Annotated in this window: 26 protein-coding genes and 1 pseudogene; 22 read left to right on the forward strand and 5 right to left on the reverse strand. The window is 51.7% G+C overall.

Annotation, left to right across the window (positions count from 1 at the left end; translation table 11 throughout):
- The first annotated feature begins 16 nt into the window (after positions 1-16).
- The 13 genes from GPK90_RS13710 (at position 17) to GPK90_RS13770 (ending at position 10,276) form a co-directional block, all read left to right on the forward strand.
- The gene (locus tag GPK90_RS13710) at positions 17-520 is read left to right on the forward strand and encodes a GNAT family N-acetyltransferase (RefSeq protein WP_118298742.1); all 504 of its coding nucleotides are present in this window, start codon (positions 17-19) and stop codon (positions 518-520) included.
- Positions 517-996, forward strand: coding sequence for a 23S rRNA (pseudouridine(1915)-N(3))-methyltransferase RlmH (gene rlmH, locus GPK90_RS13715; protein ID WP_118298741.1), 480 nt, complete (start codon positions 517-519; stop codon positions 994-996). The genes GPK90_RS13710 and rlmH overlap by 4 nt, the downstream gene beginning before the upstream one ends.
- Before the next feature lie 96 nt (positions 997-1,092).
- On the forward strand, positions 1,093-2,340 hold the full coding sequence (locus GPK90_RS19635; RefSeq protein WP_118530476.1) for a DUF4272 domain-containing protein: 1,248 nt from the start codon (positions 1,093-1,095) through the stop codon (positions 2,338-2,340).
- 436 nt (positions 2,341-2,776) lie between these two features.
- Positions 2,777-4,069 (forward strand): homoserine dehydrogenase, encoded by a 1,293-nt coding sequence (locus tag GPK90_RS13725; protein WP_215703236.1) that lies wholly within the window; start codon positions 2,777-2,779, stop codon positions 4,067-4,069.
- 235 nt (positions 4,070-4,304) lie between these two features.
- Positions 4,305-5,354: a stage III sporulation protein AA gene (gene spoIIIAA / locus GPK90_RS13730; protein WP_252197485.1), complete on the forward strand. Its 1,050-nt coding sequence runs from the start codon at positions 4,305-4,307 to the stop codon at positions 5,352-5,354.
- Positions 5,351-5,887, forward strand: coding sequence for a stage III sporulation protein AB (locus GPK90_RS13735; protein WP_142412268.1), 537 nt, complete (start codon positions 5,351-5,353; stop codon positions 5,885-5,887). The genes spoIIIAA and GPK90_RS13735 overlap by 4 nt, the downstream gene beginning before the upstream one ends.
- Positions 5,888-5,899: 12 nt before the next feature.
- A complete protein-coding gene (gene spoIIIAC / locus GPK90_RS13740; protein WP_118298737.1) occupies positions 5,900-6,094 on the forward strand; it encodes a stage III sporulation protein AC in 195 nt (64 codons plus the stop codon).
- Positions 6,095-6,106: 12 nt separating this feature from the next.
- The gene (locus GPK90_RS13745) at positions 6,107-6,493 is read left to right on the forward strand and encodes a SpoIIIAC/SpoIIIAD family protein (RefSeq protein ID WP_215703237.1); all 387 of its coding nucleotides are present in this window, start codon (positions 6,107-6,109) and stop codon (positions 6,491-6,493) included.
- Positions 6,490-7,701 carry a stage III sporulation protein AE gene (locus GPK90_RS13750; RefSeq protein ID WP_215703238.1) on the forward strand — a complete coding sequence of 404 codons (1,212 nt, stop codon included), beginning with the start codon at positions 6,490-6,492 and terminating at the stop codon, positions 7,699-7,701. Before GPK90_RS13745 ends, GPK90_RS13750 begins: the two co-directional genes overlap by 4 nt.
- A gap of 112 nt (positions 7,702-7,813) precedes the next feature.
- Positions 7,814-8,326 carry a stage III sporulation protein AF gene (locus GPK90_RS13755; RefSeq protein WP_182426769.1) on the forward strand — a complete coding sequence of 171 codons (513 nt, stop codon included), beginning with the start codon at positions 7,814-7,816 and terminating at the stop codon, positions 8,324-8,326.
- Positions 8,310-8,909, forward strand: coding sequence for a stage III sporulation protein AG (locus GPK90_RS13760; RefSeq protein WP_243022258.1), 600 nt, complete (start codon positions 8,310-8,312; stop codon positions 8,907-8,909). The genes GPK90_RS13755 and GPK90_RS13760 overlap by 17 nt, the downstream gene beginning before the upstream one ends.
- Before the next feature lie 161 nt (positions 8,910-9,070).
- A complete protein-coding gene (locus tag GPK90_RS13765) occupies positions 9,071-9,799 on the forward strand; it encodes a SpoIIIAH-like family protein (RefSeq protein ID WP_215703239.1) in 729 nt (242 codons plus the stop codon).
- 93 nt (positions 9,800-9,892) lie between these two features.
- Entirely contained in the window at positions 9,893-10,276 is a 384-nt protein-coding gene (locus tag GPK90_RS13770; RefSeq protein ID WP_142412262.1) for an Asp23/Gls24 family envelope stress response protein, read from the forward strand.
- Positions 10,277-10,339: 63 nt separating this feature from the next.
- On the opposite strand, the gene GPK90_RS13775 is transcribed toward GPK90_RS13770, so the two are convergent.
- Positions 10,340-11,182 carry a hypothetical protein gene (locus GPK90_RS13775; RefSeq protein WP_215703240.1) on the reverse strand — a complete coding sequence of 281 codons (843 nt, stop codon included), beginning with the start codon at positions 11,180-11,182 and terminating at the stop codon, positions 10,340-10,342.
- 296 nt (positions 11,183-11,478) lie between these two features.
- Here GPK90_RS13775 and nusB point away from each other — a divergent pair, with 296 nt between their 5' ends.
- From nusB to argR, 8 genes are read left to right on the forward strand one after another with little or no spacing between them, the layout of a single operon-like run.
- The gene (gene nusB / locus GPK90_RS13780; RefSeq protein WP_215703241.1) at positions 11,479-11,934 is read left to right on the forward strand and encodes a transcription antitermination factor NusB; all 456 of its coding nucleotides are present in this window, start codon (positions 11,479-11,481) and stop codon (positions 11,932-11,934) included.
- Between the two features lie 3 nt (positions 11,935-11,937).
- Entirely contained in the window at positions 11,938-13,239 is a 1,302-nt protein-coding gene (gene xseA, locus GPK90_RS13785; protein WP_215703242.1) for an exodeoxyribonuclease VII large subunit, read from the forward strand.
- A 9-nt stretch (positions 13,240-13,248) separates the two neighbouring features.
- Entirely contained in the window at positions 13,249-13,482 is a 234-nt protein-coding gene (xseB, locus tag GPK90_RS13790; protein WP_118298728.1) for an exodeoxyribonuclease VII small subunit, read from the forward strand.
- Positions 13,466-14,359 (forward strand): polyprenyl synthetase family protein, encoded by an 894-nt coding sequence (locus tag GPK90_RS13795; RefSeq protein ID WP_118298727.1) that lies wholly within the window; start codon positions 13,466-13,468, stop codon positions 14,357-14,359. Before xseB ends, GPK90_RS13795 begins: the two co-directional genes overlap by 17 nt.
- 34 nt (positions 14,360-14,393) lie before the next feature.
- Complete coding sequence (gene dxs / locus GPK90_RS13800; RefSeq protein WP_118530511.1) at positions 14,394-16,262, forward strand: 1-deoxy-D-xylulose-5-phosphate synthase; 1,869 nt, start codon at positions 14,394-14,396, stop codon at positions 16,260-16,262.
- A 43-nt stretch (positions 16,263-16,305) separates the two neighbouring features.
- On the forward strand, positions 16,306-17,115 hold the full coding sequence (locus GPK90_RS13805) for a TlyA family RNA methyltransferase (protein WP_118530514.1): 810 nt from the start codon (positions 16,306-16,308) through the stop codon (positions 17,113-17,115).
- 10 nt (positions 17,116-17,125) lie between these two features.
- Positions 17,126-17,974 (forward strand): NAD(+)/NADH kinase, encoded by an 849-nt coding sequence (locus GPK90_RS13810; protein WP_118530516.1) that lies wholly within the window; start codon positions 17,126-17,128, stop codon positions 17,972-17,974.
- Between the two features lie 39 nt (positions 17,975-18,013).
- Positions 18,014-18,466, forward strand: coding sequence for an arginine repressor (gene argR / locus GPK90_RS13815; RefSeq protein ID WP_117470231.1), 453 nt, complete (start codon positions 18,014-18,016; stop codon positions 18,464-18,466).
- A 146-nt stretch (positions 18,467-18,612) separates the two neighbouring features.
- On the opposite strand, the pseudogene GPK90_RS13820 reads toward argR, so the two are convergent.
- The 3 genes and pseudogenes from GPK90_RS13820 to recN form a co-directional block, all read right to left on the reverse strand.
- Positions 18,613-18,855, reverse strand: a pseudogene (locus GPK90_RS13820) (DNA alkylation repair protein); the annotation flags it as partial.
- Between the two features lie 200 nt (positions 18,856-19,055).
- The gene (gene spoIVB, locus GPK90_RS13825) at positions 19,056-20,333 is read right to left on the reverse strand and encodes a SpoIVB peptidase (RefSeq protein WP_215703243.1); all 1,278 of its coding nucleotides are present in this window, start codon (positions 20,331-20,333) and stop codon (positions 19,056-19,058) included.
- A 464-nt stretch (positions 20,334-20,797) separates the two neighbouring features.
- Positions 20,798-22,525 (reverse strand): DNA repair protein RecN, encoded by a 1,728-nt coding sequence (recN, locus tag GPK90_RS13830; protein WP_118514766.1) that lies wholly within the window; start codon positions 22,523-22,525, stop codon positions 20,798-20,800.
- A gap of 233 nt (positions 22,526-22,758) precedes the next feature.
- Here recN and GPK90_RS13835 point away from each other — a divergent pair, with 233 nt between their 5' ends.
- Positions 22,759-23,553, forward strand: a complete 795-nt coding sequence (locus tag GPK90_RS13835) for a carbon-nitrogen hydrolase family protein (protein WP_118530520.1) — start codon at positions 22,759-22,761, stop codon at positions 23,551-23,553.
- Between the two features lie 391 nt (positions 23,554-23,944).
- Here GPK90_RS13835 and aroD read toward each other — a convergent pair whose 3' ends face one another.
- Complete coding sequence (aroD, locus tag GPK90_RS13840) at positions 23,945-24,700, reverse strand: type I 3-dehydroquinate dehydratase (protein ID WP_215703244.1); 756 nt, start codon at positions 24,698-24,700, stop codon at positions 23,945-23,947.
- Positions 24,701-24,814: the final 114 nt, after the last annotated feature.

A 24,814-nucleotide genomic window follows, 5' to 3' on the forward strand; every position in this document is an offset into this window, starting at 1 on the left:
AAGGAGAAAAACATCTATGACATACACAATTCGCCCGGTCCGTCCGTCGGACCTTGCGGCAGTCACCGAGGTGGAGGCGATCTGCTTTCCTGCCGCGGAGGCAGCGACCGGAGAATCTTTTAAAGCCCGTATTGCGGCATTCCCGGAATGCTTTTTCGTTGCGGAATCAGAGGGAAAGATCATCGGCTTCATCAACGGCTGTGCCACGGATTCTAAAACGATCTGTGACGAGATGTACGAAAATTCCGCCTGCCACAAGACGGATGGAGCATACCAGTCCATCTTCGGTCTGGACGTGCTCCCGGATTACCAGCGTCAGGGGATCGCGGCAGATCTCATGAACCACATGATCGGGGATGCGAAAAATAAGGGAAGAAAAGGTCTGATCCTCACATGCAAGGACCGCCTGATCCACTATTATGCGAAATTCGGATATAAAAATATGGGCGTGTCCGAGTCTGTCCACGGCGGGGCAGTCTGGTATGACATGATCCTGGAATTCGGAGCGCAGGAATCATGAAGATCACACTGATCACGGTCGGAAAGATCAAGGAAAAATTCTTCCAGGATGCGATTGCGGAATATTCCAAACGCTTGAGCCGGTACTGCAAGCTGGAGATCATCCAGGTTGCGGATGAGAAGACGCCGGACGGTGCCAGCGAGGCAGTGGAGACGCAGATCAAAGAAAAAGAAGGAGAACGGATCCTTTCCAATATCAAGGACGGAAGTTTTGTCGTTGCTCTCGCGATCAATGGAAATATGCTGGATTCTGAGGAGCTTGCGGCAAAAATAGAAAAATGGGGTGTGTCCGGGATCAGTCAGATCGTGTTTATCATCGGCGGATCGTTGGGTCTTTCAAACCAGGTCCTGGTACGGGCCGATTACAAGCTGAGCTTTTCAAAGATGACATTCCCGCACCAGCTCATGCGGGTCATTCTTCTGGAGCAGATCTACCGGAGTTACCGGATCATTCAGGGAGAACCTTACCATAAATAGCGTGTATTTGTTACTTTTCACGGGGAGGATATTCCGAACCGAAAATTCCGCATGAGACAGCAGTGATTGCGGATTGAAACAAGGAGGCAAAAACGAGTGACAGAGGAACAGAACGCAGGGAAGATCCTTCTTTTCTGTAAGGAACCTTCACCGGAGCGGATCATGAAATGCCTGCGGGACGCATTTGACGTTCCGGGCAGTGTTCATGATGCGGACCTGAAACTTCATAACGGGGATCTGGACGTGACGATCCGGGTATATTGTGAGAGTGCGGGCGGCGAAGAACAGGAGCTTGTCCGTGGCTGGTCAGACCGGTCGCGTGGGCATTTTTCCAGAGTTGAGACTGCCGCGGTGGATGTGAAGACGAATCTTCTTTATCAGTTGGAGGGAACCGAGAGCATCGTTTCGGTGGATTATACATTTGAGGGGGAGGAGTCCGAATTCCTGACAGAGGAAGAGGAGTCTGCAAAGAGAAATATGGAGCAGACGCTGTTCGGCGTTCTTTCTACTCTTCGGGCTGTCATGGCGTTCCGGGGTGAAAAGAGAGGATTTTACTGTCTGGACGCATCCGGGATGGAGAAGCTGATCCTGGATGGAAACGGAAACAGTGAGATGGAACGGTTTCTGCCCTACAAGTCGGTTGGATATGTCCCGGGAAATGATATCGAGGCAGAGCAGTTGAACAGGAGAGAGGGAAACCGCAGGGAATTTGAGGCTCATGGAGTGTATGTTCCGGTATTTTATCCACTTCTGGAAACAGAGGCGGAGGCGGACTGCCGGACACCTTATGAGATCGCGGCCCGTGCGGTAGCACTTCTTCTCGTGGCGGCATTCTCCGAAGCGATGCTTGCTGCGAAGATGGACCAGAAAGAGGCGCTTGAATTTATCGGAAAAAGGATCCGTGAGTTCGGTGCGGAGGACTTTTTCTCGCCGAAAGAATGGAAATATCTGCATGATGAGGAGCCGAAGGAATCGGAGAAGATCTCTTACTCCTGGCAGTACGAAAATCTGCATGTGATGGAGTGGGCGCTGGGGCTGATCGAGGGACCGCTTGATTTCCCGGATCATTTCTGTGACGTGGCGGAAGCTGCGCGGATCCTGACATCGTTCCATTCAATGCGGGAGATCCTGGATGCGGCAAAACCGAGATCTCCGAAGGAGCTTCTCGATGCCTGTGACATGATCTTCTGCCTGGACTGGGCCTGCACCGATACGCGGATGCGGGATCTTCCGACGCCGGCAGGGATGGACGGCGGCGTGGTCTTTGAGCGCCATAAAGCTTTGAACTGGCTCGTGGGGGTCGGGGAAAAGGCGGACTGGGATCATGTGCCGGTGGATACATGATAAAGAGAGCGAACTGTGGGCGTGAAAAGTAACGAAGCGAGGTTACAGTACACGGGCTCTCCATGCCCGCGCACTGTAACAGGATTTTGCCGATGCTCCGCATTCCGAATCGGCAAAATCCGCGACCAAAACTGTATCATACGGAATTTTCAGTTCAGAAAATTCCTACCCGTGAAAAGTAACAAAGCGAGTGCATTGCAGGGCAGGAAACTGTGATGCGCTTTTTTTCTTGCTTTTTTTAGCACGTTGTAGTATAATTACGGCACTGCGATAAAGACAAATGTCCACGCTGCGCGGTCATGAAGCGGAAGCGAAACAGAAACGCTGTCGATACCGGATCCTGTATCCGGACCGGAGAAAGATGTGGAAAGAAAACCGGAGACTTTTCTGATCGCTGGTCAGGGAAAGGAAGACCGGGATAAAGGAGAAAAATACCATGGGAGAGAAAAAGGTGATCAAAGCGGCGCTCCTCGGTGCCGGAACGGTTGGAAGCGGAGTGTATGCGCTCTCTGAGATGTTAAAGGATGAGATGTTTCAGAAAACGGGAGCTAATCTGGAGATCAAGAAGGTCCTGGTGAGGAACACAAAAAAAGAGCGCCCGGGAATCCCGAAGGAGGTCCTGACGGACAACTGGAAGGAAATCCTGGAAGATGATGAAATCCAGCTGGTCATCGAACTGATGGGCGGCGTGGAGCCGGCGAGAACTTATATCGTGGAGGCGCTTGAGACAGGAAAGCAGGTTGTCACGGCAAACAAGGATGTGCTCGCGGAGTACGGACAGGAGATCCTGACACTTGCGGAAAATAATGGATGCGATATCCAGTTTGAGGCTGCCGTTGCCGGTGCGATCCCGATCATCCGGCCGTTAAAGCAGAGTCTTGCAGGAAGTATGCTGACGGAGATCATGGGAATCGTCAACGGGACCACGAACTACATTCTGACGAAAATGTCGGAAGAGGGAATGGATTATCAGGAAGCGCTCACGAAGGCGACGGAACTTGGCTACGCGGAGGCGGATCCGACGGCTGATGTGGAAGGTTACGATGCGGGCCGAAAGATCGCGATCATGTCCTCCCTGGCATTCAACTCCAAGGTGACATTCAAAGATGTCTACATGGAAGGGATCACAAAGATCACCTCCGATGACATCCGCTATGCAAAGGAATTCGGCTATGTGATCAAACTTCTCGGTGTCACAAAGCTGGTGAACAATGAGATCGAGGTCAAGGTTCACCCGATGCTGATCCCGGAGCAGCATCCGCTCGCGACAGTCCGCGATTCGTTCAACGCAGTGTTTGTCCATGGTGAGGCCTGCGATGACGCGATGTTCATGGGACGCGGTGCAGGAAAGATGCCGACGGCCAGCGCTGTCATGGGTGATATCATCATTGTCATGAGAAATATCGTCCATGACAACTGTGGATGGAATGGCGGCGTTGCATATAAGAATTATCCGGTAAAACCGATCGAGGAGACGAGATCGAGATATTTCCTCCGCCTTCAGGTTGCGAACAAGCCGGGCGCTCTGGCGAATATCGCGGGAGTTCTCGGAAACAACGATGTAAGCATCGCCCAGGTCGTACAGAAACGTGCGAGAGACGGAGTTGCGGAGCTCGTTGTGATCACGGATTCCGTGCTGGAGAGACATTTCAACGATGCGCTGATGATCGTGAAAGGAATGTCTGTATTGCGGGAGGTTTCCGGGATCATTCGTGTATACGGAGATTAAGAAAGAACAGGATGTTAATTGTAAAAAGGCAGATCTGCCTGGTTGGAAATACTTCTGACCGGTAGATCTGCTTTTTTTATCAGAAGACAGTAATTTTCTCCCCAAAACTGCGGACTTTTAGAGCAAAACGCAATTTCCTTCCCCAAATTGCGGACTTTCAGAACAAGATCGACCAAGTCATATTTCCGGACTTGTCTCATATGATGTATCACAGAATGGAAGGGAGGATGGCGGATTGAAGGCTGAAATGGTCCAGAGATTTCTGGAGCAGGTGATCACGGAGAAAGAACCAATACGGGAAATCAGGATACGGATTGGAAAGCCGGTGTTCGTTCTGGATTCGGAGGGGGAAAAAATCCTGAATTTTGATGAAAAAAGAGGAAATCCAGAATTACTGCGGATAGAAGATGAGAAAGAAAATTCAGGAATCGAGAATGGGAGCATGGCGGATTCCGAGCTGATCCGAGCTCTCATGGAAATCTTTGCAAGACATTCCCTCTATGCCTACGAGCGGGAGATCAGCCAGGGATTTCTCACGATCCGCGGCGGACATCGGATCGGGATCACGGGAAAAGCAGTGGTGGAGTCCGGACATGTAAAAACAGTCCGGGATATCTCATCCTTAAACATCCGCATCGCCCACGAGATAAAAGGATGCGCGAAATCCGTGCTGCCGCATCTTCTGTCAGGGGAAGAGTTTCTTGATACGCTGGTGATCTCCCCGCCGGGAGCCGGAAAGACTACCCTTTTGCGTGATCTGATCCGGGAACTTTCCAGCGGGGGATCATGGGGATCCGGGAAAAACGTGTCCGTGGTGGACGAGCGTTCGGAGATCGCAGCCTGTTTTGGCGGGGTCCCGCAGTGTGACCTCGGTCCCCGGACGGATGTGATGGACGGCTGTCCGAAAGCCGTGGGCATGCTCATGATGCTGCGCTCCATGGCACCGCAGGTACTGGCGGTCGACGAAGCGGGCGGGGAGGAGGAGATCCGGGCGATGAAATACGCGATGAAATGCGGGTGCCGGATCCTCGCCACGGTCCATGGAGCGGACATGGAGGACATCATGAAACGTCCGGCGTGGAGAGACATCGTGGGCGAAAAGATATTTTCCCGATATGTGGTCCTCACTGGGGTACCGACACCTGGAACTGTGGCGGAGATCTATGATGAATCTGTATGTCAATGCAGAGAGAAAAGCACCTGTGAAGACAGGTATGCAGCGGCAGCATTCAGTTACCGATCTCAGCTGAGGATGACCGGAAAATGGGAGAATGAAAAGATATGAAATATGTGGGACTTTTATGCATGGCGGCAGCGGTGGTGGCGGGCGGTTTTCTGATGGCGGGGGAGTGGGAAGCGCGGGTGAAGATCTTGCTGCTCTTCCGTCAGATGATGGTCTATCTGAAGAGCCGGATCCTCTACTCGAATGAGACGCTTCCGGAGGCTCTGAAGGAAGTCGGAACACGATTTGCGGACGAGAAAAGCGGGATGGAAGCGGAAGCAGGGCTTTTTTTCCTGAGAGTGGAAAAACGGATGGAGGAAGAACGCGGAAAATCATTTTCTGAGATATGGAAAGAGGAGCTGGACAGACTTCCGGAGGATCTGCCGATGAGAAACGAGGATCTTCAGGCACTCCGGTCGCTGGGGGAAAATCTCGGATATGCGGACAAAACGACCCAGGAGCGGACGATCCTTTTCTATCTGGAACAGGCGGATGACTCGCTTGCTTTCCTGAAAAAGGAGACGGAGAGCCGGACGAAGCTTTACCGGTCGCTTGGAATGGCAGCGGGACTTTTCATTCTGGTGCTCTTTGCGTAAAGGAGGGGAAACATGGGGGTAAATCTGATCTTTAAGATCGCGGCGGTGGGGATCCTGGTTTCGGTGATGTGCCAGGTTTTAAAGCACAGCGGGCGGGAGGACCAGGCATTTCTCACGAGTCTCGCGGGTCTGATTCTGGTCCTGTTTTGGATCGTACCGTATATCTATGAATTGTTTGAGACGATCAAAAACCTGTTTTCACTGTGAGGGGGAATGACTATGTCTGTGGTACAGGCGGCGCTTTTGGGGCTTACGGCGATCCTGTTTGCGGCTCAGCTGAAGCCGTTGAAGCCGGAGTACGCGGTCTATCTCGTTCTGGCGGCATCCATCGGGATCGGATTTCTGGGACTTGCAAAGCTCGGAGTCCTTCTCGAGACTTTGCGGGAGATCGGAAACGGGATCCAGATCCGGCATGTGTATTTGACAACACTTCTCCGGATGGCGGGGATCGCTTACATCGCGGAGTTCACGTCTGGGATCTGTAAGGATGCGGGATATTCGGCGGTGGGGACACAGGTGGAGATGGTGGGAAAACTCGCGATCCTGGCGGTGAGCGCACCGGTTGTTCTGTCACTCGTGGAGTCATTGAAGGTGTTTATGGAATGAAAAGATCGGGAAAACGTAGGGGATCTGCGGTGCTGATCCGGTTCATGCTCATGATCATGGGGCTTTTTGCGGGGAACTTTTTTAGGACAATTCCCGCATTTGCGGCGGAGCCGGGGGATCCCGGGCAGGAAGTATGGACACAGGATGCGGGGAGTACGGCTCTTGATCTTTCAGAGATCGAGAATTATCTGGACCGGATCGGGGAACAGAAAACGGCGGGAATGACATTTGGGGAACTGATGAACATGATCCAGGCAGGGGACATGGAGAAAATCTTTTTGTATGGAAGAGACCGGATCGCCTACGCGTTATTTTCGGAAATCAGGACAAACGCATCATTTCTCGCGGAGATCCTGATCCTGTCCCTGTGCGGGGCGGCCTGCTCCGGTTTCTTTGGGATCTTTGGCTCCGGCCAGCTGTCGGAGACGGGATTTTATGTGATCTGCATCTGTGTGCAGACCTTTCTGGCGGCTGGCTTTTTTTCCAGCATCCGGATCGCGGAGGAGACGACGGGGGAGATCCTGGGATTCATGAAAGTGCTGCTCCCGGCCTACTTTCTTGCAGTGACGATGGCGGGCGGGGCGGTGACATCCGCCTCGGTCTGCGGGTTTACGATCGGAGCCATCGGAGTGATCCAGACGGTAGTCTCCGGATTCCTTCTGCCGGTCATGAAACTTTACATGGTGATTTCCCTGGTCGGAAATCTGTTCCGGGAGGAGATGTTCTCGGTGATGACGGAGCTTCTGGGAAAGGTTGTGGGGTGGACGGTGAAGACCATGTTCGGGATCGTTGTGGGATTTCATCTGATCCAGGGGCTGGTACTTCCACAGGCGGATGCCATGAAAAACGCGGCGGTCATGCGGGCGGTCGAGGCAGTCCCCGGGGTTGGCGCAGGGGCCGGAGTGGTTTCTGATCTTCTTCTGGGATCGGCGGTCCTGATCAAGAATACAGCCGGAGCAGCGGCAGTGGCAGTCCTGCTTTTTCTGGCAGCAGTTCCGATGGTGAAGCTTACAGTCCTTATGGTGCTTTACTATCTGGCGGCAGCCGTGATGCAGCCCGTGTGCGACAAACGGCTGACGGCATGTATAACGCAGAATGCCGCCGGACATGGGATGCTGCTGAAGATCGTGGGGTACTCGCTGGCACTGTTCGTCGTGACGATCGCGGTGATCAGCTATTCGACGAACGCGGTGTATTATGCGGGATGAGCAAAATGAGAATATGCAGTTTTGAAGATGCGGAGCGGGTATGGAAGTCTGAAAAATCAGACGGATGTTTTGGAAGTGGTGTGAGCAGCGGTGGAAAAGTGAGGTGAACGGCATGAAAGCAGTGGAAAACTGGGTGCGTGACATCGTATTTTACATGATCTTTGTGACGATGGTCATGAACCTTCTGCCGGATCCGAAATATGAGAAATATCTGCGGCTGTTTGCTGGCGCGGTCATGATCCTTCTGGCGTTTGGACCGGTATTACGGATCACGGGGATGGAGACGGCGATGGCGGGGATCTTTGAAAAGATCACATTTGAGAATGATGTCCGGACGCTGAAGGAAGAGCTGGGGGCAGCAGATGAGCGCCGGATCAGGGAATTTTATGGGCGATACCGAGCTGCGGCGGAGGCGGATATCCGGTCGATGGCGGAGCATGACGGGCTGGAATGTGAGAGCGTTTCGGTCGATGTGGCGGAAGCCGGGAATATCAGCTATGTGAAGCTGGTGGTCAGGGGCAGGCAGGATCAGACCGGGGCGGGGATCGCCTCGGTGAGAAGAAAGATAGGAGCGTATTATGGAGTGGAAGAACAGGACATTGAGGTCGATGTTAAAAGGAAATAAGGAGAAAGTGCTCTTTTTATTCTGTTCCGGACTGCTTTTGTTTGTGATCTCGCTTCCGGACAGCGGAAAGACGGATCCCGGGTGGAATAATCGTGCGGCGGAGGTCCTGGCCGATGTGGGGGATGAGAGTGCGGCGGATCCCAGCGCCGGTTCGGAGACGGCAGCAAAGGCGGAGAGTGTTTCCTACGAGGCGGAGCTGGAGCGGCGGATCCGGGAACTTTTAAGGAGTGTGGACGGCGTCGGGGAGGCGGATGTGATGGTAGTCTTAAAATCCTCGGAGGAGAGAGTCTGGCATGTGGATAAGAGCAGCACCTCCTCGGTGACGGAGGAGAGCGGGGCGGATTCCGGGAGTTCCAGGATCATACGGGAGGAAGATCAGTCGGAGAGCACGGTGCTTGACGGGAAGAGCCAGTCGCCGGTGATGGAAAAGGAGGTGAAGCCGGAACTCTCAGGGATCATCATCAGCGCGGACGGGGGAGGAAGCGCGGTGATCCGGGCGGAGATCACGGAGGCCATGGAGGCGCTCCTCGGGCTTCCGGCAAACAAGATCAAGGTGATGAAGCGGGCGGCAGGGGAATCCTGAGAAGAAATTCTCCGGGGCGGGATCCGGCTGTGGAACTTTCGGATGTCCGGAATGAGTGTATGGTGCCGGGAAAATAGATCGGTATTCTGCCGGGACTGCATATTTTAGGCGTGGAATCATAGAATGGAAGTATGAAAGTATGGGAAAGAAGGAGTTTTGCGATGAAACGGATCTTCAGAAGGAATCAGATCATTATCACGACACTGGCAGTCATGATCGCGGCGGCGGGATACCTGAATTACTCGTCGAAGAAGGAAGTGGCGGGGGCAGAGGTGTACGAGGCGGGGATGATGGACATTTCCGATTCGGACATTCTGGCGGAGAATCAGGCGAAGAGCGGAGTGGATGATGGAAGTCTCACGGAGATCGCAAGTCTGGACGGAGACGGCGAAGAGAAGCTTCCGGATGGAAATGAGGTGGCTGCGGTGCCGGAGAGTGCGGAGGTTTCTGGATCTGAGGCTGCAGGGGAGGAGACCGCGGCAGCGGGGATCGAGAATCCGGGCGAGGCGGTGCTCACAGGCGGAACGGGGATCTCTGAGTACATAGCGGGGGTTCAGCTTGGAAGGGAGCAGATCCGGGCGAAGAACAAGGAGACGTTGATGCAGATCATCAACAGTGACCAGATCTCGGAGGAGGAGAAGCAGACGGCGATCCAGAACCTGATCGGTCTGACGGAGGTTTCGGAGAAGGAGAATGCGGCGGAGACGCTTCTCAAGGCGAAGGGCTTTGTGGACCCGGTGGTCAGCATTACGGACGGGAAGGCGGACGTTGTTGTGAACGCGGCATCGCTCACGGACCAGGAGCGGGCGCAGATCGAGGATATCGTGAAGAGAAAGACGGAGATCGGGGCGGACGGGATCGTGATCACGCTGCTGGATGCGGAGGAGTGATGGGGACATGGCAGAGGATGAGAAAAAGAGCTATGCAACAGGGGGAGAAAATGGTATAATAACAGTATCTTTGATATACAGGAGGTAATTATTGTGGCAGCGGAAACAGAGAGAAGCAGTCATAAGGTTTATGAGAAGGACAAAATCGGAGAGGTCCGGATTGCGGATGAAGTCGTGGCAATTATTGCCGGCCTGGCAGCAACTGAGGTCGAGGGCGTGGATTCCATGGCTGGAAATATCACAAATGAGCTGGTTGGAAAGCTTGGAATGAAGAATCTTTCCAAGGGCGTGAAGGTGGAAGTGACAGAGGAACATGTGAGTGTGAATATGGCGCTGAACCTGAAGTATGGATATAGTATTCCGGATGTCTGCGAGAAGGTGCAGGAGAAGGTTAAGAGTGCGATCGAGAACATGACGGGGCTTACGGTGCTTGATGTGAATATTAAGATTGCCGGGGTCAGCATGGAAGAAAAGTAAAGATTATAACTGCGTGAGGGCAGAATCCCCAGAAGACTGGGGATCCTGCCCTTTTTGGCAAACTTATTCTATTTCGATGGTGTAGTTATAGCTGTAGGTATGGACGTAAAGCATATGATCTTGATACACGAGTAGGTCAGGCTGTTTTTTTAGTTTCAGGCGGGAGAGAATTTCGCCGGTGTGAAGATCAAGCTGATAGAGGTAGTCGTCCTCGGAGGTGAAGCCGTATCCGCAGAGGATGACATTGTCTTTTAAGATAAAGTTCATGGAGTTATAAGTCTGGTCAGCGCTTCGCCAGAGGAGTTTATTATCTTCCAGATCATAGGCGAACATGAAACAGGTATCCGGTTGGGCATAGCCGTTTGTCACGCTGGCTCCATAGAAGATTCCGTCCCTTAGACAGGCGTTATTTCCGTTGATGTACCATTTGTCGGTGGGATAGGTTAAGACATACAGGCAGTTTCCGGTACCGTTCTCAAAAATATAAAGATCTTCGCCGGACCAGAGGTACTGGTAGTTGTCATCATAAAAGCTGTTCCAGTCGGTGCCGGTCATGGGGAGGGATAATCCTTTACTGTCGTACCATTCGTTTGCAAAATCGATACCGTTTTCTTCTTCGGATACGATCTTTAAATCAAAAGGAGCGGCGGCATCACTGGTGGGATGTGTCTCCTTGACTGTGGACAGGTCGATGGTAATGTATTTTGTCTCAGATTCAGAGCTGCTTTCTGCCGTTATTTCTGTAGCATTTTTAGAACTGTCTTCTGTCTCTGTTTTTAATTCGATTTCAGAAGTTTGTATCGCTGTTTCTGTGGGAGCCTCTGTTGAAATCGTGTTTTTCTCAGCGCCGCATCCTGATAATAGCATGCACAGGATGATGAACGGCAGACATTTTACTTTGTCCATTGTATTATTTTCCTTTCTGAGGGGAATTTGGAATTCTGAAGGGATCAGAAAGAGTATACCATATTATAAGGATAAAAAAAACATCTCTCACATAAGGACTTGTGAAAGTATACATTTTCATGTATAATCCTAAATTAGGAGTACTCTGTTCTGCGCTCACATCTGCAGAAGCTGCAAAAGGCAGTTTTTCGGGATACATGGCGGCACAAAAGAGCAGTTCAGAGAGAGTGACAATCAGAGCAGCACGGACTGTCGGAAAAGACCGTCGGTCCGTTCAGATAAACGGAGGTAGAAAAGTGACCAGAAGGGAAGCCAGAGAACATTGTTTTAAAATGCTGTTCTGCCAGGATTTTTACCCGGCAGATGAGAAGGAAGAGCAGTTAGAGAGATATTTTGAAGCGCCGAAGGAGGACGTGACCGGCGAAGACGGAAAAGATGAGATCCTTCATGATCCGTTTGAGAAAGAAGAGGACCGGTATTATCTTGAGAAGCGTGTTGAGAAGATCATGGAGCTGATCCCGGAGATCGATGAGAAGATCAACGAGATCGCGGAAGGCTGGAGAACAAGACGTATGGGTAAAGTCGAGCTTACGATCTTACGTCTTGCTGTGTTTGAGATGAAATATGACGAGGAGATCCCGGAGAAGGTTGCCATCAACGAAGCAGTTGAACTCGCAAAGAAATTCGGCGGAGATGAAGCTCCGGCGTTTGTAAACGGTATCCTTGCAAAACTGATCCAGAAAGGCAATTAAACGATGGCAGGTGTTTACTCTGTTACACAGGTAAATTCATACATCAAAAATATGTTTGCACAGGACTTCCTTCTTCGCCGCCTGTCGGTGAAGGGGGAAGTTTCCAACTGTAAGTATCACAGTTCCGGACATATCTATTTCACGCTGAAAGACGGAGGCGGAACACTTCAGGCTGTCATGTTCGCAAGCCAGCGACGCGGTCTCAACTTCAAGTTAGCCGAGGGACAGCAGGTTGTCGTAAAAGGAACCGTGGATGTCTACGAGCGCGACGGAAAATACCAGCTCTACGCGTCAGAAATCGAACTTTCCGGGCGCGGGGACCTGTATCTGAGATTTGAAAAACTCTTAAAAGAGCTGGAAGAGATGGGAATGTTCGACCCGCAGTATAAGCGGCCGATCCCACGGTTTGCGAAGACGGTCGGGATCGTGACGGCTCCGACGGGGGCGGCGATCCGTGATATCATGAACATCGCGCACCGGAGAAATCCGTATGTCCAGCTGATCTTATACCCGGCTCTGGTTCAGGGAGACGGGGCGAAGGACAGTATCGTGAAGGGGATCCGGACGCTCGATGCGATGGGACTGGACGTCCTGATCGTCGGGCGCGGCGGCGGTTCGATCGAGGATCTGTGGGCGTTTAACGAGGAGGAGGTCGCGAGAGCGATCTTTGCGTGCAATACGCCTGTGATCTCGGCGGTCGGTCACGAGACGGATGTGACGATCGCGGACTATGCGGCGGATCTTCGGGCGCCAACACCATCGGCGGCGGCTGAGCTTGCGGTGTTTGACTATTTCCAGTTCCAGATGGATCTGAACGCGAGAAAGCAGCGTCTGATGAAGGAGATGGCGACATGTCTGGACCGGACGAAGAGCAGGCTGAGGCAGGATATGCTGACGCTTCGGTTTTATGATCCGAAGAGCCAGTTAAATGAGAAGAAAAAGCGGTTGGCAGATGCGGAGGATACATTGCTCCGGCTGATCGCGCAGAGGCAGCAGGAGGCAAGAAGAGATCTTCAGAATGCTGAGACGCTGCTTCAGAGAGAGATGAAGGACCGACTTGCCGCGGACAAGAGAAATCTTGCGGTGAAGAGTGCCAGACTCTGGGGACTTTCCCCGTTAAAGAAGATCAGCGATGGTTTTGGATTTATCACGGACGGAGACGGAAAGCGTCTGGAGACCGTGGAACAGGCAGTACCTGGAAGCCGGATCACAGTCCGTGTGAAAGACGGACGGATCGGAGCGACCGTGAACAACGTGGAAAACTATGACATCAGGACATCAGGACAGGAAAAACTGTCGCAGTGAGGAAAGACTATGGATGACGAGACAAGAAAAAAGATGAATGTAGAGGAGACGTTTGCGGCGATCGATAAGATCATCGGAAGGCTGGAAAAGGGAGACGGATCCCTGGAAGAAGCTTTTGCGGACTATGAAGAAGGTATGAAGCTCGTAAAGAGCTGCAATGAAAAGATCGAAATGATCGAGAAGAGGATCCTTGTTTTGAGCGGAGATCAGGCGGAGGGAACGAAAGATGACGGACAGTTTTAAGGAAAAGTTCAGACAGGCGGTCGCAGAGACCGAGGCGGTCGTATATTCTTATCTTCCGGAGGAGACCGGGCACCAGAAGACGATCTTTGAGGCGATGAATTACAGCGTGAAGGCGGGCGGAAAGCGTTTGAGACCGCTGCTGATGCGGGAAGTATACCGTTTATTCGGCGGGAACGGACCGGAGATCGGGCCGTTCATGGCGGCGATGGAGATGATCCACACGTCCTCACTGATCCACGATGATCTTCCGTGTATGGATAATGACGAGTACCGCCGCGGAAAGCTGACGACCTGGAAAGCGTACGGATATGATATGGCGGTCCTCGCGGGCGATGCACTGATGATCTACGCGTTTGAGGTGGCTTCAAAGGCATTCACGATGGGAGCGGACCCTGCGAAGGTCGGACGTGCGATCGGGATCCTTGCGGAGAAGACCGGGATCTACGGTATGATCGGTGGACAGACCGTAGATGTGGAGCTGACCGGAAAGGCGGTCCCGAGGGAGAAACTTGATTTTATCTACCGCTTAAAGACAGGAGCTCTTTTAGAGGCCTCCATGATGATCGGCGCAGTCCTTGCCGGTGCATCCGATGAGGAGATCCGGGAAGTCGAGACAATGGCGTCCGAGGTTGGACTTGCATTCCAGATCCAGGATGACATCCTCGATGTGACGAGCACCCAGGAAGAGCTTGGAAAGCCTGTTTTAAGCGATGAGAAGAATCAGAAGACCACATATGTGACGCTGGAAGGTCTTGAGAAGGCAAAACAGGATGTCAAAGAGATTTCCGACCGGGCAGCGGGAAGACTTGCCGGTCTGCCGGGAAAGAATGAATTTCTGTATGACATTATTGAAATGCTCGTAAACAGGAAAAACTAAGGAAGAAAAATATGTAAGGGAGTAGTCTGGAAACATGCTGCTTGATCATATAAAACAGTCTTCGGACATCAAAAAACTGAAAGAAGACCAGTATCCGGAGCTCGCGAGGGAGATCCGCCAGTTCCTGATCGAAAAGATAAGTAAGACCGGAGGTCATCTTGCCTCAAACCTTGGCGTTGTGGAGCTTACGATGGCGCTGCATCTGGCGTTCGATCTGCCGAAGGACAAGATCGTCTGGGATGTGGGACATCAGGCTTACACGCACAAGCTTTTAAGCGGAAGAAAGGCCGGATTCGACGATCTGCGCCAGTTCGGCGGGATGAGCGGGTTCCCGAAGCGAAAAGAGAGTCCGTACGATGCGTTCGACACGGGACACAGTTCCACTTCGATTTCCGCAGGGCTTGGGATCGCCCAGGCACGGGAGATCACGGGCGAAGAATATTCGGTGATCTCTGTGATCGGAGACGGCGCGCTGACCGGCGGAATGGCCTACGAGGCATTAAATAATGCTGCCCAGATCAAAAAGAACTTTATCATCGTGCTGAACGACAACGCGATGTCGATCTCTAAGAATGTCGGCGGTATGTCACGGTATCTGAGCAGTGTCCGCACGAAGGAAGGTTATGCGGAGCTGAAACTCAAGGTGGAACGGGGACTTTCCTCGATCCCGGTGATCGGAAAGCCGATGGCATATGGGCTTTACCAGTTAAAGAACGGGATCAAGCAGTTTCTCGTCCCGGGAATGCTGTTTGAGGATATGGGGATCACCTACCTTGGACCTGTTGACGGACATGATGTGAAAGCGATGATCCGCGTGTTTAAGGAAGCAAAGCGGGTCCAGCATGCAGTCCTGGTCCATGTGATCACGAAAAAGGGAAAAGGTTACAAGCCGGCGGAGGAAAATCCGGCGAGATTCCACGGTGTGGAGCCGTTCGATATCAAGACCGGAAAGCCGCTTAAGAAAAAAGAATTCCCGAGTTATACCGATATCTTTTCTGAGAAGATCTGTGAACTTGCGAAGAAGAACGAGAAGCTCGTTGCGCTGACGGCGGCAATGCCGGACGGAACGGGACTCACGAAGTTTTCGAAGGAATTCCCGAAGCGGTTCTTTGACGTGGGGATCGCGGAGGCACATGAGGTGACGTCCGCGGCTGGTATGGCGTCGGCCGGGCTGAAACCGGTTGTCGCTGTGTATTCCTCGTTTTTACAGCGCGGTTATGATCAGGTGCTCCATGACGTCTGTATCCAGAACCTTCCGGTCTTATTCGCGATCGACCGGGCCGGTCTTGTGGGAAGCGACGGGGAGACCCACCAGGGAATCTTTGATATCTCGTTTCTGAGTCTTGTTCCGGGGATGAACATCATGGCGCCGAAGAATCTCTGGGAGCTTCAGGACATGCTGGAGTTCGGCGTGAAGTTCAACGCACCGCTCGCGATCCGCTATCCGAGAGGTCAGGCGTACCGCGGACTGGAGGAGTTCCGGGCGCCGATCGAGTACGGAAAGGCGGAGATGCTCTATGAGGAGTCTGACATTGCTCTTTTTGCTCTCGGAAGCATGGTGAGCACCGGAGAGCATGTCCGGGAAAAACTGAAGGCAAAAGGACATGCATGTACCCTGGTAAATGCGCGGTTTGTGAAGCCGCTCGACACAGATATGATCGATCATCTGTGCAAAGATCATAAGCTCATCGTCACGATGGAGGAAAATGTGCTCCGCGGCGGCATGGGCATGTATGTCACAAAGTATATTCATGAATTTTATCCGGAGATCCGGGTGATCCAGATCGCACTTCCGGATGCATATGTGGAACACGGAAATGTGTCCGTCCTTCGGGAAATGCTGGGGATCGACAGCGATTCGGTCCTGAAGCGGATCGAGAAGGAATTGGATTCCTGGAAATAAAGACAGTCTGGGAGGCGAAGATCCCGGGAAGGAGAAAAAGCCCATGAAGGAACGTTTGGATGTTCTTCTGGTAAAGAGAAACCTGGCGGAGTCCAGGGAGAAGGCGAAGGCGGTCATCATGTCCGGCATCGTCTATGTAGATGGACAGAAAGAAGACAAGGCGGGTTCCATGTTCGATGAGACTGCGAACGTGGAGGTGCGCGGAACGACTTTAAAATATGTGAGCCGCGGAGGTCTGAAATTAGAGAAGGCGATGACGCACTTTGGTGTGACACTGGCCGGAAAGATCTGTATGGATGTCGGCGCGTCCACCGGCGGATTTACGGACTGTATGCTCCAGAACGGAGCGGTGAAGGTTTACTCCGTCGATGTTGGACATGGACAGCTCGCATGGAAACTCCGGAACGATGAGCGCGTGGTCTGCATGGAAAAGACGAATATCCGCTATGTGACTCCGGAGGAGATCCCGGACCGGATCCAGTTTGTATCCATTGATGTATCCTTTATCTCCCTGACGAAAGTTCTGGGACCTGTGAAGGCGCTCATGGAGCCGGATGGTGAGGTTGTCTGCTTGATCAAGCCGCAGTTTGAGGCCGGACGTGAGAAGGTTGGAAAGAAGGGGGTTGTCCGTGAAAAATCAGTCCATCTCGAGGTCATCGAGATGGTAGCATCATTTGCCGGAAGCATCGGTTTTGAGGCGCTGCATCTGGAATTTTCACCGATCAAAGGACCGGAAGGAAACATCGAGTACCTGCTTCATTTAAGAAACTGTACTGATGGCAGCACCTTCACAAACGACGCGATCGGAGCTTCCGGGATCGTCGACAAGGCACACGAGACACTGGATAAATAGGACAGAATATATGAAGAAATTTTACATCGTTGCGAATCCTGACAAAGAAAATACGAAGAACATGCAGACAGCGGTCGAGGAGTATCTGACGACCCGCGGCGCAAAAGTCTCCGCCGGAAAAAGTGCTTCCGGACATGGAAATCCCTATACGGATCCTGAGGATGTTCCGGGAGATACGGAATGTGTCATCACACTCGGCGGCGACGGAACCCTGATCCAGGCGGCGCGGGATCTCGCAGGGCGTGATCTTCCGATGATCGGGATCAACCTCGGCGGTCTCGGGTATCTCACCCAGATCGGGCGGGAAGGCGATGTGAAGGAGCTTCTGGATGCGCTTTTGGAGGATTCTTACCAGATCCAGGAGCGCATGATGTTAAAGGGCTGCGTTTACCGGGACGGAAGACCTGTGAAGGATAGTATCGCGTTAAATGATATCGTCCTGACAAGGGACGGGGATCCGCGCGTTCTGAAATTAAAGCTGTACGTGGACGGACAGTTTTTAAACGAATTCAGCGCTGATGGCATGATCGTTGCGACGCCTACGGGATCGACAGCCTACAATCTGTCGGCGGGCGGGCCGATCGCACAGCCGGACGGACAGCTCATGATCCTGACGCCGATCTGCCCGCACACGCTGACATCGAGAACGATCGTTTTCGGTGCCGGAAGCCGGATCCGGATCGAGATCCCGGCGACGAACCGCGGCAGCCAGGTGGCGGCGTTTGACGGTGACACGCTGGTTCGCCTGGAAAACGGGGATTATATTGAGATCACAAAGGCAGAGACCGTGACCAGGGTAGTGAAGCTGGATCACCGGTCCTTCCTGGATATTTTGAAAATGAAAATGTATGATGCGTAGTGCGCGGGATAGTGTACGCAGAAAGGGGCAGCGGAAGACATGAAGGTTGACAGACATAGTAAGATCGTTGAGCTCATTGGGAAATATCAGATTGAGACGCAGGAGGAGCTGGCGGAATACCTGAAAAAGGCCGGATACCATGTGACGCAGGCGACAGTATCGAGAGATATCCGCGAATTAAAGCTCACAAAAGCACCGGGGAAAAACGGACGCCAGTGCTACGCAGTCATGCAGCATCAGAAGGATTTCGGAGAAAAATACATCCGCATCTTCCGTGACTGCTATGTCTCCATGGATATGGCACAGAATATTCTCGTGATCAAGACCGTTTCCGGTATGGCGATGGCGGTCGCTGAGGCGCTCGATGTGATCGGATTCCATGAGATCGTCGGCTGCGTGGCCGGTGACAACACGATCATGTGTGCCGTGCGGACGGTGGATGACACGATCATCCTGATGGATAAGCTGAAGAAGATCGTGGAAGGAAAATAGAAGAGAGCCGTTTGTTGAAGAAAACGGAGTGAATGATAGAGACAGACCGTCTGCTTTTTGGCAGGCGGTCTGTTGTTTATGATGGGTGCTTTGTCGAATGAAACGGGAAACAGAGTGCAATGCCCAACTGAAATATTTGGAAAGCATCAGGAGCGGATGCGAAGTTCCCGGAGCTGCTGCTTCATTTCAGGTGGGATTCGGAAGCTTTCGACTGCTTTCTGGATGGTCTTATTGTGGGTCCAGACATCCAGGCGGCGCTCTGTGAGCCAGGGCAGGGCGGCATCCGGCTGTTTGGCGAGAGCTGTTGCAAAATACCATGCCCGCATCATATTCAGATAGTATTCTTCGGTATGTATTTCGGCTGCCCACATAAGATATTCCGGACGGAAGTAACAAGAGTGTCAAGGGAGTTATCTGGGAGGAACAAGGACTGAAAATTTACTTCTGCATACAGTGGTTGTCACAAATTTTGCGACCACCACTGTATTATCTAATTTATGCGAATAACGTGCAAAAGTTCGCGCTTGCGAGACCTTGGCGACTGTCGCGATAACAAGGGGAAACTCGCGAAGCGTGTTTTTGCTTGTTGTTAATGCCCCAGCATATTCTCCATAAAAATTCCGTATCCTCTTGTCGGATCGTTGATGAAAACGTGGGTGACAGCTCCGATGAGCTTTCCGTCCTGGATGATCGGGCTGCCGGACATGCCCTGGACGATCCCGCCGGTGAGATTTAAGAGGTCCTCGTCTACGACTTTGAGAACCAGCCCTTTATTTTTTTGCATACTTCCATAATCCACTTTTTGAATTTCGATCTCATAGTCTTTCACCTCCCCGGATACCTTGCTCCGGATGTACGCGCGCCCGCGTTGGATGTCCTGGCGAAATCCGATGGGGATCGCGTCGGCCTGGAGCGAGTCAAGAAAATGTCGGTTTACAGTTCCATAGATTCCTTCCGTTGTGTTTTCGGTCACATCTCCCAACTTTGTCCCTTTTCCGTAGTAGATCACGCCAGACATCACACCGGGCTTTCCTGTCTGGCCTTTTTCAATTCCCAGGATCTGGGTCTCGTAGAGCTCGCCGCCGTCGATATCCACGAGTGCTCCGGTATCGCTGTCACTGATCCCGTGACCCAGAGCGCCGAAGCAACCGTTCATGTCAACATACGTCATCGTTCCGATCCCCTGGGTATCATCCCGGACCCAGGCGCCGAGCTTGTAGTGACCGTCATCTGCCAGGACAGGCGTCATGTTCACGTCGATTTCCCGCCCATCCCGCCTGATCCCGAGAATCATGGCTTTTCCTCCGGACGCGTTCACGGCATCGACCAGAGCGTCCTTATCTTCTAAAGTCTCACCGTTGATGGTCTGAATGTAGTCCCCGGACTTCAAAAGCCCGTATGCCGGTTCCACCACATTTCCCGTTTTATTTGTCACCTGTCCGGTACCGATCACCATGACGCCTTTGGAACTCAGGTAGATCCCGACAGGAGTTCCGCAGGGGATCGCACAGGAACTGTCGACGACGTCAACCTGGATCTCCTTCATGAGGATCAGACCGAGAAATTTCATTCCGACAAGGTAACTGCCCTCATTTTTTCCGCACATGGAGACGGAATCCGGGCGGTCGATCCGGATCATCCCATCTGGAATATCGGAGGAGTTTTTCAGGATGACTTCCTCACTGTCACTCTCAAAGGTGATTCCGGGCGGAAGAGAAAAATGGAAGACTTCCTCCTCGTTGATGACCAGATTCAGCTTATCCGGCACCGCATACCGGATATAGATCCAGGAAAATCCCAGAGTGAAGATCAGAGAACACCAGAATACCCGGATCAGGATCCTGCGAAACGATTCTTTTTTCATCATGGCAGCTTCCTCCTTGTCTGTTTCTGTCAGCAGTACAGGCGCGGAGATCATCCGGTTGCGATCCGAAACACAGATCAGACCGGAGAAACCGCCTATTTGATGCACTGCATATATTGAGGCTGCCAGTACCTTTTTAGTATCACCGTTTTTCAAAAGGATTATTCAGGAAGGTCCAGATCGGAAAAGGTGAGAAAAAGGAGAGACAGCTTTTTTGTCTCTCCTAGTATGTGATACATTCTGAAATTCACCCTGTCAGTTTTTTCTCATTCTGTCGATTCATCCCGGTTATAAAAATATAAGATGCGTCGTTACTTTTCACGGGTAGGAATTTTCTGAACTGAAAATTCCGTATGATACCGTTGCGGTCGCGGATTTTGCCGATTCGGAATGCGAAGCATCGGCAAAATCCTGTTACAGAACGCGGGCATGGAGTGCCCGTGTTCTGTAACGATGCGTCTGCAGATTCATCCGGCTGCCGGAAGCATAGAAACGTCATTGGAGACAACAGAACAATCCCGGGAATCGAGATGGGTTTTTGTCTCTTTTGCCAGCCGCTTCATTTCCTCCGCATTTTCAAGGACTTTTTCCGTGATCTCCGCGCCGCCGAGAAGTCTCGCAAGCTCGCCGGTCTGTTCCTGCTCATTCAGCTTTTGGATCTTAGTGGAAGTCATTCCGTTCTGCACCGATTTCCTGATTTCAAAGTGCGTATCAGCCATCGCGGCGATCTGAGGAAGGTGGGTGATGCAGAGAACCTGATGCTTTCTTCCGATGTAAGACAGGCGTTCCGATACTTTCTGGGCAGTTCTTCCGCTGATGCCGGTGTCAATCTCATCGAAGATCAGGGTAGGGATATCGTCCGTATCGGCGAGGACGGTCTTGATCGCCAGCATGATCCTTGAGAGCTCACCGCCGGATGCGACTTCGCCGAGCGGTCTTGGCGGGATACTTCCAGGGTTTGTGGAGATCAGAAACTCCACTTCGTCGGAGCCGGAGGCCGTGTAGTGGTCTGTGCGGTGGACATCGACCTGAAATTCCACATGGAGGAAATTCAGATCCCTGAGTTCCTCGGAAATCCGATTTTCGAGAACTTTTGCGGCTTTTTTCCGCTCTTCGGACAGGCGCCCGCAGAGAAGAGCGAGGACATGTTTCTGTTCTTCGAAGACTGCCTTTGCGGCGCGGGCCAGTTCTTCATAATTTTCAAGTTCTTCCAGGCGCTTTTTCTTTGCATCAAGACTTCGCAGGACTGCCTCCTCGGTTGAGCCATATTTCGCAGTCATCTGGCGGATCAGATCTAGACGCTCTTCCGTCTGCTGAAAGTCTTCCCCGGAAAATTCCATCTCATCCAGATAGCCGGAGATCGAACGACAGAGATCGGACAGGATACTTTCTGCATCGGAGAGACCGGATGCGATCCCGCTCAGCCGTTCATCGTAGGAGGAGACATTTTCTACCTCGTGGCAGGCCCGGCCGATCATATCGCTGTCAAGAACCTGGTATGCGGCCTGAAGACTTTCCATGATCTTCTGGCTGTGGGCATATTTGCGGAACTTTGCGGCCAGTTCTTCTTCTTCCCCCGGTCTTAAAGCGGCGTTCTCGATCTCAGTAATCTCGAAACGGATAAAGTCGAGTTCCCGCTTCCGGCTCTCGTCATCCAGAGAAAATCCGTCAAGTTTTCCTTTTAATTCCAGATATTTCCGATAGCTTTCCGCGACTTCTCTTCTCAGCATCCCTGTTTCTTTCCGGGAATATTCGTCGAGGATCTCCAGATGTTTCTGCCTGTGAAGGAGAGACTGGTGCTCATGCTGGCCGTGGATATCTAAAAGTTTTCCGGTTACAGCCTTTAAGCGGGCTGTCGTTACGGTTTCATCATTGATCCGGCTGATACTTCTCGTCGGAGTGATCTTTTTTGAGATAATGAGAAGTCCGTCATCATCCGGATATACATCCATCGACTTTAATTCTTCACGTTTTTTCTCATCGTCGACGGAGAAGGTAAGCTCGATATAGGCATAGTCCTCACCGCGGCGGATCATGTCCTTTGATGCTTTTGCACCCAGCGCGAGAGCGACAGAGCCGATAATAATTGATTTTCCGGCTCCGGTCTCACCGGTCAGAATATTTAAACCGTTTCCAAATTCTACATCTGCCTGTTCGATCAGGGCAAGATTCTTTACATGTAATCCAATCAGCATCCGGATTCCCCGCTTTCTGTAAGTCTATGAAAAATCAATAGAAACATTTGTTCGATTTCGTAAAACGAGTATAGCACACATCTGTTCGATTGTCCAGTGAAAATCGAACATTTGTTCCTGAAAAATACTCCGGTAAAAAATCGCAGCTTTGCCAGCTTTGCCGTTGCCCGGGTTCTTGCCACGGCATATTCAAGGTGATAGAATGAAAAAAATGATACATGAGGAGGAAAAGCATGAAAATCGCACTTGCGCAGATGCGTATGACCGGAAATGTACAGGAAAACCTGGAGAAAAGCCTGAAATTTTGTGATCTGGCAGAGGACTGTGATCTTCTTTTTTTCCCGGAGATCCAGTTGTCCCCGTTTTTTCCGCAATATGAAAAGCAGGATGCTGAAATGTATGTCATGGAAAAAAACGGGCAGGAGATCGCGGAACTTGCCGGTAAAGCAAAAGAACATCAGTATTATCTTTCGCCGAATGTCTATTTAAAACTTGAAAACCAGAAATATGATGCCTCCCTGTGGATCGGACCGGACGGCCGGATCCTGGATGTCGCAAAAATGGTCCATATCGCTCAGGCAGAACAGTTTTATGAACAGGATTATTATGCACCATCCGATGATGGATTTAAGGTTTTTGACACGCCGTTCGGGAAGATCGGGATCGTGATCTGCTATGACCGCCATCTTCCGGAAAGCATTCGGACCTGTACACTCATGGGAGCAGATCTGATCATCGTTCCTACTGCAAATACAAAGGCGGAGCCGATGGAGATGTTTGAGTGGGAGATGCGCGTGCAGGCAATGCAGAATCAGGTGTTTATCGCAATGTGCAACCGCGTCGGAGAGGAGGGAGAGATGGACTTTTCCGGTGAGTCCATCGTGATCCATCCGAATGGAAGTGTTCTAGCGAAAGCGGACGATACGGAGCAGCTTCTGGTGTGTGAAGTCGATCTTTCTGAGGCGAAAAAGCTGAAAAAGAAAGTTCCGTATCTTTCCACACGGAGACCGGAATGGTACAGAATCTGAAGAATGGAACAAAAGAAAACGGCCCACCCGAAAAATGGGTGAGCCGTTTCCTTTTCACAAGGTAGGGGCATTAAAAGAATATAGGTAACTATTCAGTAGGTCTGCGCACTTGCTGCGCTGACCGTAATAAAACACAGGCTTGAAGGCAAAAATCCCATCGGCAAAGCCGATTTTAAATGGATTTTTGCTCGTAACTTGCCATGCGTCCGAAGGAAATCTCCGGGGGAGATTTCTGTAGGTGTGAGGGTACTGAACAGTTACGATTACAGATATTTGGAAATCAGTGTCTTATACTCATCGACACCGATGAATTTCAGGTACTCGTTGAAAACCCTATGAAAAACTCCCGCCGCCGGATGTGCCATGTCCGGGGACGGGAGCTTTTCATTTTTTATGCAAGCGTCTTTAAAAAGGTGCTCAGCAGGTTTGCAGGGATCTGTCCGGGTGCGGATGCCTTTCCGGCCGTTCCGAAGGTCACGCAGGAGCCGACAAGCTGTCCGCAGATACGGCTGATCACTCCGGAAGGACTCATGGACATCGTGATCACCGGCGTCTCATTGTGTTCCTCCTTCATTGTCAGTGTTGCGTCGAGAAGTGTAAGGACATCGCGGTCACACTGCGGCATAACTGCGAATTTTACGATGTCGGCGCCGAGAGACTGCATCAGGCAGAGATTGTTCACGATGATGTTTTTGTCCGGTGTTGCCGTGAAGTCGTGGCGGGAGGCGACAACTTTTACTCCGACCCGGTGGGCGGCCGCGACGATCGTCTTCATCGTGTCTTCCCCGCAGGAGAGTTCCACGTCAACGAGATCGATGAGACCGCTGTCGATCACGGCGAGGATCGTCTTTGTGTAGCTCTCCGTATCGATCTCCATCATTCCGCCTTCCACGCTGGTACGGATCGTGAAGAGCACCGGAATATTCCCTAAAGCATTTCGAAATAAAGTCATTGCCTTAATCCGGACTTCGGGATCTTCCATACCGGTGTAGAAGTCCGCACGCCATTCGATCAGGTCAAACGGAGTATTTCGGATCAGGTTTACAGATTTTTTCAGGTCATCAAGATTTGTATCCGTAACCGGAATGCAGATCTTCGGCATCCCGTCACCGAGTTTTACATTTCTTACTTTTACGATTGCTCCCATAATGGATAACTCCCCCTGTTTATTTTAAATGTTCTTCTTTGTCGTTTTGCGGTTATGTTCCTAGTATATATATGGAAGAAAGAAAAGTCAACACTTGCACGCGTTAAAGTTTCG

Origin of the sequence: Clostridium sp. MCC344, assembly GCF_018785365.1 — a bacterium.
In the GTDB taxonomy this organism is placed as follows: Bacteria; Bacillota; Clostridia; order Lachnospirales; family Lachnospiraceae; genus Pilosibacter.

What these genes read in the sequence shown, in the direction of transcription:
- GPK90_RS13710 (WP_118298742.1), top strand. Translation starts at nt 17, where the DNA reads ATGACATACACAATTCGCCCGGTCCGTCCGTCGGACCTTGCGGCAGTC.
- rlmH (WP_118298741.1), top strand. Translation starts at nt 517, where the DNA reads ATGAAGATCACACTGATCACGGTCGGAAAGATCAAGGAAAAATTCTTC.
- GPK90_RS13725 (WP_215703236.1), top strand. Translation starts at nt 2,777, where the DNA reads ATGGGAGAGAAAAAGGTGATCAAAGCGGCGCTCCTCGGTGCCGGAACG.
- GPK90_RS13735 (WP_142412268.1), top strand. Translation starts at nt 5,351, where the DNA reads ATGAAATATGTGGGACTTTTATGCATGGCGGCAGCGGTGGTGGCGGGC.
- spoIIIAC (WP_118298737.1), top strand. Translation starts at nt 5,900, where the DNA reads ATGGGGGTAAATCTGATCTTTAAGATCGCGGCGGTGGGGATCCTGGTT.
- GPK90_RS13745 (WP_215703237.1), top strand. Translation starts at nt 6,107, where the DNA reads ATGTCTGTGGTACAGGCGGCGCTTTTGGGGCTTACGGCGATCCTGTTT.
- GPK90_RS13750 (WP_215703238.1), top strand. Translation starts at nt 6,490, where the DNA reads ATGAAAAGATCGGGAAAACGTAGGGGATCTGCGGTGCTGATCCGGTTC.
- GPK90_RS13755 (WP_182426769.1), top strand. Translation starts at nt 7,814, where the DNA reads ATGAAAGCAGTGGAAAACTGGGTGCGTGACATCGTATTTTACATGATC.
- GPK90_RS13760 (WP_243022258.1), top strand. Translation starts at nt 8,310, where the DNA reads ATGTTAAAAGGAAATAAGGAGAAAGTGCTCTTTTTATTCTGTTCCGGA.
- GPK90_RS13765 (WP_215703239.1), top strand. Translation starts at nt 9,071, where the DNA reads ATGAAACGGATCTTCAGAAGGAATCAGATCATTATCACGACACTGGCA.
- GPK90_RS13775 (WP_215703240.1), bottom strand. Translation starts at nt 11,182, where the DNA reads ATGGACAAAGTAAAATGTCTGCCGTTCATCATCCTGTGCATGCTATTA.
- xseA (WP_215703242.1), top strand. Translation starts at nt 11,938, where the DNA reads ATGGCAGGTGTTTACTCTGTTACACAGGTAAATTCATACATCAAAAAT.
- xseB (WP_118298728.1), top strand. Translation starts at nt 13,249, where the DNA reads ATGGATGACGAGACAAGAAAAAAGATGAATGTAGAGGAGACGTTTGCG.
- GPK90_RS13795 (WP_118298727.1), top strand. Translation starts at nt 13,466, where the DNA reads ATGACGGACAGTTTTAAGGAAAAGTTCAGACAGGCGGTCGCAGAGACC.
- dxs (WP_118530511.1), top strand. Translation starts at nt 14,394, where the DNA reads ATGCTGCTTGATCATATAAAACAGTCTTCGGACATCAAAAAACTGAAA.
- GPK90_RS13805 (WP_118530514.1), top strand. Translation starts at nt 16,306, where the DNA reads ATGAAGGAACGTTTGGATGTTCTTCTGGTAAAGAGAAACCTGGCGGAG.
- GPK90_RS13810 (WP_118530516.1), top strand. Translation starts at nt 17,126, where the DNA reads ATGAAGAAATTTTACATCGTTGCGAATCCTGACAAAGAAAATACGAAG.
- argR (WP_117470231.1), top strand. Translation starts at nt 18,014, where the DNA reads ATGAAGGTTGACAGACATAGTAAGATCGTTGAGCTCATTGGGAAATAT.
- spoIVB (WP_215703243.1), bottom strand. Translation starts at nt 20,333, where the DNA reads ATGATGAAAAAAGAATCGTTTCGCAGGATCCTGATCCGGGTATTCTGG.
- recN (WP_118514766.1), bottom strand. Translation starts at nt 22,525, where the DNA reads ATGCTGATTGGATTACATGTAAAGAATCTTGCCCTGATCGAACAGGCA.
- GPK90_RS13835 (WP_118530520.1), top strand. Translation starts at nt 22,759, where the DNA reads ATGAAAATCGCACTTGCGCAGATGCGTATGACCGGAAATGTACAGGAA.
- aroD (WP_215703244.1), bottom strand. Translation starts at nt 24,700, where the DNA reads ATGGGAGCAATCGTAAAAGTAAGAAATGTAAAACTCGGTGACGGGATG.